11 protein-coding genes are annotated in these 9024 nt (G+C 40.8%); all 11 read left to right on the forward strand.

The annotated features are described in order from the left end of the window. The first annotated feature begins 44 nt into the window (after positions 1–44). The 11 genes from O3Q51_14315 (at position 45) to O3Q51_14365 (ending at position 8887) form a co-directional block, all read left to right on the forward strand. On the forward strand, positions 45–839 hold the full coding sequence (locus O3Q51_14315; protein ID MCZ4409992.1) for an SGNH/GDSL hydrolase family protein: 795 nt from the start codon (positions 45–47) through the stop codon (positions 837–839). Positions 840–895: 56 nt separating this feature from the next. Continuing rightward, a complete protein-coding gene (locus O3Q51_14320; GenBank protein ID MCZ4409993.1) occupies positions 896–1783 on the forward strand; it encodes an NmrA family NAD(P)-binding protein in 888 nt (295 codons plus the stop codon). A 54-nt stretch (positions 1784–1837) separates the two neighbouring features. Beyond that, on the forward strand, positions 1838–2422 hold the full coding sequence (locus tag O3Q51_14325; protein ID MCZ4409994.1) for a hypothetical protein: 585 nt from the start codon (positions 1838–1840) through the stop codon (positions 2420–2422). A gap of 98 nt (positions 2423–2520) precedes the next feature. Next, a complete protein-coding gene (locus O3Q51_14330) occupies positions 2521–2976 on the forward strand; it encodes a hypothetical protein (GenBank protein ID MCZ4409995.1) in 456 nt (151 codons plus the stop codon). 70 nt (positions 2977–3046) lie between these two features. Further along, positions 3047–3445 carry a hypothetical protein gene (locus O3Q51_14335; GenBank protein MCZ4409996.1) on the forward strand — a complete coding sequence of 133 codons (399 nt, stop codon included), beginning with the start codon at positions 3047–3049 and terminating at the stop codon, positions 3443–3445. A gap of 80 nt (positions 3446–3525) precedes the next feature. Continuing rightward, positions 3526–4176, forward strand: coding sequence for a hypothetical protein (locus tag O3Q51_14340; protein ID MCZ4409997.1), 651 nt, complete (start codon positions 3526–3528; stop codon positions 4174–4176). Positions 4177–4245: 69 nt separating this feature from the next. Further along, the gene (locus O3Q51_14345) at positions 4246–5157 is read left to right on the forward strand and encodes an ester cyclase (GenBank protein ID MCZ4409998.1); all 912 of its coding nucleotides are present in this window, start codon (positions 4246–4248) and stop codon (positions 5155–5157) included. A 166-nt stretch (positions 5158–5323) separates the two neighbouring features. Beyond that, positions 5324–5965 carry a HEAT repeat domain-containing protein gene (locus tag O3Q51_14350; GenBank protein ID MCZ4409999.1) on the forward strand — a complete coding sequence of 214 codons (642 nt, stop codon included), beginning with the start codon at positions 5324–5326 and terminating at the stop codon, positions 5963–5965. Between the two features lie 71 nt (positions 5966–6036). Further along, entirely contained in the window at positions 6037–6549 is a 513-nt protein-coding gene (locus O3Q51_14355) for a hypothetical protein (GenBank protein MCZ4410000.1), read from the forward strand. Positions 6550–6639: 90 nt separating this feature from the next. After that, a complete protein-coding gene (locus tag O3Q51_14360; GenBank protein MCZ4410001.1) occupies positions 6640–7980 on the forward strand; it encodes an AAA family ATPase in 1341 nt (446 codons plus the stop codon). Next, entirely contained in the window at positions 7973–8887 is a 915-nt protein-coding gene (locus O3Q51_14365) for a DUF4435 domain-containing protein (GenBank protein ID MCZ4410002.1), read from the forward strand. The genes O3Q51_14360 and O3Q51_14365 overlap by 8 nt, the downstream gene beginning before the upstream one ends. Positions 8888–9024 lie beyond the last annotated feature (137 nt).

Below are 9024 nucleotides of genomic sequence, written 5' to 3' on the forward strand. Positions count from 1 at the left end.
TTAATGCCCTTTTATGCTTGCGGTTTAAAGCATTATTAAGGACGATGAACATCAGGTATATATCAGGAGCCGTCATTTCTTTTCCGCTTCTTCCTTTTATGTATTTTCAGGGAAAGCGGATTAGAGCAAGTGTGCCTAAACTACCCGAAGCGGAGGGAATCGAGGGACATTGTTCAAACCAAAAAAGCGGAAATACCTTAACTGTAATTTCCATTGGCGAAAGTACCATCGCAGGAGTTGGCGTCCGGACTCACGAAGAAGGCTTTACCGGAACCTTTGCCAAAGAGATATCAAGGTTGTACAATAGAAGTGTGCAATGGAAAGTATACGCGCGTAGCGGTTATACGGCAGGCAGTGTAGACAAGAAGCTAATCCCTGAAATCACCGAGAACCAAGCCGATTTGATCGTGATAGGATTGGGTGGCAACGATGCCTTTACCCTAAGTCGCCCCTCCAAGTGGAAGGCTGATATTCATTCGTTAATCGAATCCCTTCGATCCAAATTTCCCAAGGCCATTATTGTTTTTTGCCATATGCCGCCCATTAAGGAATTCCCTGCTTTCACTCCCCTCATTAAGTTTACCATTGGAAATCTTGTAGAAATTTTGGGGGAAGAACTTCGAAAGGTGGTAAGCCAATACCAAAATGTGTTTTACCTCGGAGAGAAAATCACGTTGAAAAGGTGGATCGATAAATTTGATTTGAAGGCTGGAAAAGAAGACTTTTTTAGTGACGGTGTGCATCCATCCAAACTCACCTACCAGACTTGGGCCAAGGACATAGCAGGTGGAGTATTTGCCAATGAAAACATAAAAACTGCACTGCAGCAAAGTGTGTAAAGCGTGCTTTGAAGGATGCATACCATGAACAATCCAATATCGCGAAACAGAAGATAATGAAACGGATTCTAGTCACGGGAGCAACGGGAAATATTGGACTTGAAGTTGTCCGCTATTTGAGTGAGTTCAAATCGGGTACGCAGATTTACGCAGCGGTTAGAAATACCGAAAGCGCCAAAAAGTCATTTCGTGGATACTCCGATTTATCTTTCAGGGAGTTTGATTTTGGAAAGCGTGAAACGTTCGCCCCCGCATTCGATCAGGTCGATATTCTATTCTTATTGCGACCACCACAAATTTCAGACGTAGAAAACGTCTTTCGACCACTTTTGACTTCAGCTAAGAAGTGTGGAATAAGCAAGGTCGTATTCTTATCCGTTCAAGGTGCTGAACGGAGTAAAGTCATTCCTCACAACAAAATTGAAAGGCTGATTAAGGAGCTTAATTTCGACTACATCTTTGTGCGACCGAGCTACTTCATGCAGAATCTGACAACCACCTTGCTTCCGGAAATTGCAAACGATCAAACAATCACGCTGCCCTCAGGAAAAGCTAAGTTCAATTGGGTTGACGTCAAGAATATAGGTGAAGCTGCCGCTGTGCTCATTGCGCAATTTGAAAATCATCAAAATCAAGCCTTCGAAATAACGGGAACTGAAAACAAAAACTTCGGAGATGTAGCTGATTTAATGACGGAGATAACGGGGCGACGAATATCTTTTAAAAGCATCAATCCTGTCCGTTTTTATTTCCGAAAGAAAAACGAAGGAATTAACGGCGAGTTTGCCATGGTCATGACCATACTTCACTTTTTACCACGACTTCAAAGAGAACCGGAAATTTCAGGCAATTATCAACTATTGACGAGAAAGGTACCGACCACATTGCGCGAATTTATTGAACGGGAAAAAGAGAAGCTAACCTCACCTCAATCTCATGTTTAGCAAAGGCTCCAAGAGGTGCGTTGCCATCCCAATCTGCATTAAAACAATCAAGGCTTGGCAGATTTAACCACACTTATTTTTGATGTCTACAGATTCGATGTGCTCATTGGCTTTGGAATCTACTCTACATTCTATTTTCTTTTGCAGCCTCTTTTAAAACGGCGCAGCTTTTTCAAAGCATTTGACCATTCGGCAATAGAGCTGATCATCTATGGAGGAGTTTTGTCGTTTGGCTTATTCTTTCTAGGCGCTCTTATCGGAGAATCTTACGACAAACCGGTGGAAGCTGCGGCAGGGGAGGTGGCAACTAATAGGCAGCTCACATTTTGGATTCAGATACTCGTATGGTTTCTGCTTTCGCAGTCGTTCAGAATTGGTCTTGTCAGGAAATATTGGCTATCGAGAGTCTTGGTCATTCTGCTATCCATCATCTCCTATGAAGTTTTTGTGATCATCTTAACGAGCTTGCACCGCGATTATACGAATGACTCGATGCTCGGACTGAACCGGACTATAGGGGCTCAATGGATTTTCTACGGACTGCTGTTTAAGTTAGTGACGTTTGTGGTGATGAACTTGATTTATTATTTTGCCCTGAAAAGAATCATAGAGCAGGTGCGCCATCGGCGAAGACAATAAGCCGAATCAGATTAGAATGACAACATCTGCTTTCAATAAAACAATTGACCAACGAGCCGTTGACATCATCCGAAAACGGCACCTTTTGTAGCCAATCAATGCCCGTAGATCTGATTATGAAAACGACCATTCATTGGCGAACGATATTCTTAAAAGTGATAGGTGTTGTGCTGATTGTCTTTGCTATCATTAAGATGACTGTGAATCCTGCATTCTTCACTTTTCTATTGGTCGTGGGTGTTATTTTCTTGTGGGCCGGAAAGATCCTTCGAATAGAAATTGACAACCACGAGATTCGGTTTATACGGTATTACTTGAATGGTACAATTAAGAAGACGGACAGAATAAAGCTTGCAGATATTGTCAAAGTAGAATACGAAGAAGGGAGTACAATTTGGGAGGATCTTTTTCTCAGTGCCATCCCTTCAAGAAACCCCGACAAACTGATCATCTACAGAAAGCACGAAGAGCCAAGCGAGTATGAACTGTATTTCTACAAAAGTGAAATCAGAGTAATCGTCGAAATCCTTAATAAAAGTGAAAACAGATCATAGCTATGCGCAGGATGACATAGCTTCACTACCTTGAGCTGCGCCATCACATATCTGGCCTCGAACTTAAAGAATGAAGAAACTACTGGCATTATTATCATCTGGTATCCTTTGGATTGGGGTAGTTTCGGGTCAGACAAGTTCCGGTGAAGAATTGATTGTCGGGACTTGGATATTCTCTTCTCAGTTCTATGATTCGGAGAATACCATTTCCATAGAAGATTGGCCGATAGAGAAATTGACATTTGAAGAAAATGGGTTTTTCAAATTGGAAACGGAAGCTGAAGTCTTAACCGGTCGATACGAATTCGTTGGTACACATATTGTGTTTAGAGACGTTTCAAAAAATGGCATTGAGCAAGAAGGTGAGGAAATCTTGTTTCTCTCAAACCTTGATTCGTTAACCCTGACCATTCAGGCTAAAATGGAAAATGGAATCCTCTACATTGAATACGATAAAGAAGAAGACTAGTCACCGTAGCGGTCGGGCGGGCATGGCTGAATACTGTGAGCCATAGCTTCTCGCGCTAAGGGATAGCGGCCACCAAAAGAATGAAGAAACTCATTTTCATCATAGCGATTCTACATCATGTCTCGGGTCTGTCTCAAGGGGTGTTTACGAGGCCTGCCGATACCATGATCACAGAGTCGGGCGATACGATGTACCTCACACCCGTTACCTTTCACCCTGTAGGTCAAGCCGAATACTATGACGGCAGTGGAAACCTCACGGAGACCATTGCGCTCATTTCTCCTGATACCGTATTGCTCACTTTTTATTACAATTCAGGTGCGGTAAAAGCAGCGTATTATAACAAACTGGCTGTGCCCATTGATACAGTGACCGACTTCAACCCTGAATGGCCCGGACATTTTAGAGTACGAAATATGACGTACTGCGAAAACGGGAATGTTCGTACGGATCATCGTTTGAACGATACGACTTACGAAGTTTACGATTGCCAGGGTAATTTGTGGGTACGAGCAGATTCGATCAATGACTACTTTATGCCTCTGGGCGCCTACACACTGCTCGACACCTTGACCGGGCAAATGCTAAAAAGGGGCGAAATGATTACATGTCCGTTCAATCGATTTACCTGCTGTGAGCAAGGGTGGTGGGACTTTTACGAGAATGGCATATTGATCGCGCGCGAATTATTTGAAGACGGGTGGTCGAAAGAAAAAATAAGCTACCGCTAGTATTGTATAAGAGTGCTCGGCTTGCTACCTTCCACCATCAGTATAATCTTGCTTGACTTCAAAACCCCTATGCATATCAGAACCTCCATCATCCTATCGGGCATCATCTTCCTCACTTTCGGGTGCAGCGAGGCGCCAAACACCACGGCCGACCAAGAGGCAAAAGCCGAACCCGCCGTGGCCGCCACTGCGGAGCCAGAATGGACCCAAGACCAAGCCGATGCCAAAGCCAAGGTAGAAGAGCTATTGACTGCCGTCGGCAATGCAGATCCGGATGCGCTGGAAGCTTTGGTTTCTGACAAGGCAAACCTAGGAGCAGCCGTCATTCGAGACGGGGTCTCGACAAATTCAGTCATGACGATCGGTGAGTATTTTGAACGCGCCCGGAGCAGAGACCCGAAACCGTTCTACGAGCCCGTAAATGAATACCAAATCCTGGTCAATAAAGGACAAATCGCTTTTGTGTGGGCCGATGCCATCCTGTGTACCTACGGGGTTCCAAAAACCAACAACATCGATGTATTTACTCTGATCAAGGAAGACGGCGAATGGAAATTCATCAGCATTGGCTATACCAATACGCGACTGCCCGATGAGTTGAAAAAATTCGATATGGAGCTATTTGCAAAGAGTTACGCCCAGGTGTGGAGTGGCGTGCGCCCTAACTTTGTGTCCATGTTTTTTGAAGAAGACGGGGTATTGCAAACCAATGGTGGAACGCCTGCAGAAGGAAGCGCGCAAATAACCCAAGTGGTGCAAGATTTTATGCGCGACTTTCCCGAAAGGGTAGTGCGGTACGACAGCTTGGTGGCCACAGCCAAGGGAACGGAAATGCACTGGACACTCACGGCTACGGATACCACAAACCGTAAGATAAACCTTAGCGGATATGAGCTTCTCCAAATGGGGGATAATGGCTTGATCTTAACATCCGAAAGGCATTTTCCGACGGAGCAAGGGGATCAGACGCATAGCAACTAATGAATCCCCTTTTTGCCAAACCACTCCTCAAGGTATACCACCCCAAGGCACGTTTCTCGATTTAGATAATCCCGAATTTCCATTAAATTTGGAAAAGAACAATTGAACAAGACATGTTTATACGCCCATAAGCGGAATAAGCGCAACTGTTGCACTTATTCAATTGTTGGCATTAATTAAAGAAATGAACAGCTTAATTGAAAAGAAAGACTCAATAGTCAACTTTTACGATATAAAAAATATAACGGAACGGGATCGACTAATTGAAGAAATCGGAAAGTACACAGACAGCAAGGAGGAGAGCGAAGTAGTTAAAGAGATTCGATCAAATTTTAGTCAAGCCTACTTTTCAGGACTTAACGTCATTTATATAGCCTTGAGTAGTAATCCTCAAAAATGGTCTGCGTTCTTTAAAGAGGAATATGAAAGAGCTTTCGAGACAGCAAAAAGAACTGACAACTCATTCGAGATTTTAGATTGTCTAGTATCTATAGGCTTAACAGATGTAACTAAGGTACCAGCAATTGATGAAATAGTTGAACTACTGGAAAATCATCTAGAACATGAGAAAGATACAATTAGGTTCAAAGCAATATGGTATTTGGGTGATTGGATTTCAAGTAAGAATAAAGCCAAGTACCCTGAGGTAATTAAAAAGATTAGAACCAGATTACGGGACGATAATTGGAAAATCAGATACTTAACCAGCTCCGTTCTAAGACGAATGGACGAACTATCTTCAACCTTCAAGCTCGATATGATGGATAGATTAAAAGCTAAATTCTATGATCCATTTGAACTGTCATAATAGAGTCGTCATCTATAATAATGATTGTGTAGACTACTCTCTTTGGCTACTACATCTCATCAATATTTGATATGTCAAACCCAACAATGAAATCAAAACAGCTTGTTTATTCAGTATTTTTAATTGGATTAATTGTATTGACCTTTTTTGGCTTAGGTGAAGACATCTTATATGCCCAATACGGAATTAAAAGATGGATACCGATTATTCTGATATTTATTCTAGTTCCATTTTTTGCCATAATGCTTGCTATAAGTATAAAGAATAACCAAAGAGTAAAGAATGGCTTATTGATTCTTGCTGTGATTATGGGCCCAATCTTCGGTCTTTGGCACAGACAACTATCAACACAAAAGTGGAGTGAAGAAGGACAATTGACAAAAGGAATCGTATCAGAGAGATGGCTGGGGGGTAGGAGAGGAGGCAAATGGAATATTAAATGCGAGTTCAAAGTGAAGAATACACGATTTACAACATTTGGTAAGTGGGATAGGGAAGACCTCTACAGAGTCGGTGATACACTGACAATACAATACGCTGAATCAAACCCCAATATTCATCGAATTTTAGAACTAGAAGACTAATGCCAACATTGAGTAAAATGCATAGCTTCCTATCGTCAGCTACGACATCTTACTCTGAGCGTTAGGCGCAATTTAAAAGTGAATTAGAATATGGATGACAAACTCAAAGAATTTAAAATAGTTGGCCTATTTAAGTCGAGGGATGTTTCAATCCCACTTGATGGCCCAGTTAAAATTTTAATTGGTGAGAATGGTCTTGGAAAGACTACCATTCTTAATGCCCTATACTACACCCTAACAAGTCAGTTTTATAAGCTTAGTAGCCTTCAATTCGATTCGATAGAGGTAACGTTGACATCTGGAGAGTCCTTTGTGTTGAAAAATGAGGACCTTGCATATATAACTGATGAAGACTATCACGATCATAGAACAAATCGCTTAACTCAAATTATTTCAGAAGTCTTGACCGAAGATGAAAAACTTCAGCTCGCTGAGGCTTTTCAATCTGAAGACAGAAAAGCATCGAGAGACGTTTTTGAGCATTATGTCAGGGAGCTTTCAATGCGCTATCCAAGTCCTCCACATAGATTGAGAAGGGCTATTTCTCTTTTATTCGATGGGAACTTAGCGAGGTTTCAGGAACTAAGCGTCAAGCTCAGACAATCACTAGGTCATGAAATAATCTATTTTCCTACATATCGAAGAATAGAAGAAGATTTAAAAAACTTAGGTTTCGATAAAGATATAAAGCAGTCCGGAGATAACACACTCATCCAATTTGGAATGGAAGACGTCTCTAAAACTATTGGAAGGAAGCTCTATGAAATAAAAAATGCAACGATTGAAGGTTTCTCAACTCTTACGGGTGAATTACTGAATCAATACGTTACAGGCGATTTAAACTTAAAAGACAACGAAAAAATAATTCGACCCGGGGTTCTAGGAATTATTTTAGAGCGAGTGGGAGAAAACATTCGTCCTGAAACAAAAAACGAAATCATAGAACTTGTTGATTCTGGTCGCATATTCACAGATAGTGAGAAACACAAGTACTTATTGAACTTCATTTCAGAGTTGATTCGACTCTACGATGAACAAAAAGAACTAGACAACACAATCAAGGAATTCAGTGACGTTTGCTCTAAGTACCTCCGAGGGAAGAGAATGAGTTACAACGAAAGCAAATTGACTCTCACCGTGATTGATAAAAAAGGAGCTGTCATTGATTTAAAAGACTTGTCTTCTGGAGAAAAGCAAATAATATCAATTTTCTCTAGAATCTACCTTGAGACTCTAAATAAGGTTATTGTCCTTTTTGATGAGCCAGAGTTATCTCTCTCAATGGAGTGGCAGAAAGACCTTCTTCCTGACATTCTAAGTTCTAGAAAATGTGAATTACTTATTGCTGTTACTCATTCACCTTTCATTTTCGACAACAATCTTGATATGCTTGCTGAGGACATGAACAAATATGTCAAGTTTTATGAGTGAGAGATTAGAGCGTTTTAGAAAAGCGAGAACATCTGCGTCAAGTGTATTCGCGCAGGTGATACAGCTGAACAAGAAATATGATAATCCGCTCTATTGTTGTTTCGAAGGAGAAGATTATAAGTATTATGGCATTCGAATAGAATCATATAAGGAAAAAGATTATCAAAAAATAATTCCTTTGAAATGTGGCGGAAAAAAAGAGGTCGTTAGATTATATGCTCTTATCGATAAAGAGACTACTCTTAATATTCGGCCCTTTGTATATTTCATTGATAGAGACTTTGACAATCCAATTGATAAGGATGAATTTGACATGTACGAAACCCCATGTTACTCTGTTGAGAATCTCTATACAACGACTTGTGCGTTTGAGCGAATATTAGTGAACGAACTAAAAGTTGAAGAGACAGACGAACTATATGAACACTGTGTCAAGCTGTTTGCTCAAAGACAGAGTGAATTTCATTCTGGTATCTCTCTTCTAAATGGATGGATTTATTGTCAAAGGCGTAATGAAGATCCCGACAATCGTTTAAATCTTTCCTCGTTTAATCTAAATTCATTAATTGAAACATTCAATCTCTCTAGTGTGGATTTCATAGATTACGATATTGCTTATTTGGAGTCGGAATTTGACGGAAGTCTTTCTGTAGAGATCGATGAAGTCAATACAGCTCGAGAAATTCTTGACACCAATCCTCAAGAACTATATAGAGGGAAATTCGAAATTGAGTTTCTCTATAATTTCTTGACTCAATTGGTCCAATCAATTAATAAAAAAGAAGCTCCATTCGAAACACGTACTAAGGTTCGATTAAATATCAGCAAGGTGAATCTTATCTCAGAGCTTTCTCAATATGCTAAAACACCTTCATGTTTGAAAGAGCATATTAAAAAAAGCGCCTAACATGGTGTATAGTGCATACCCTTCGGGATACGCACCTTACAGTGAGCGTTGGCAAGCATTATAAAATGAAAAGAGCAATTCTAGTAACGGCGCTTCTAATTGTGAATCTCACATTGCTTGGTCAGATTGATGAAACC

The sequence above is a fragment of the Cryomorphaceae bacterium 1068 genome (genome assembly GCA_027214385.1).
Taxonomy (GTDB): Bacteria; Bacteroidota; Bacteroidia; order Flavobacteriales_D; family Cryomorphaceae; genus JAKVAV01.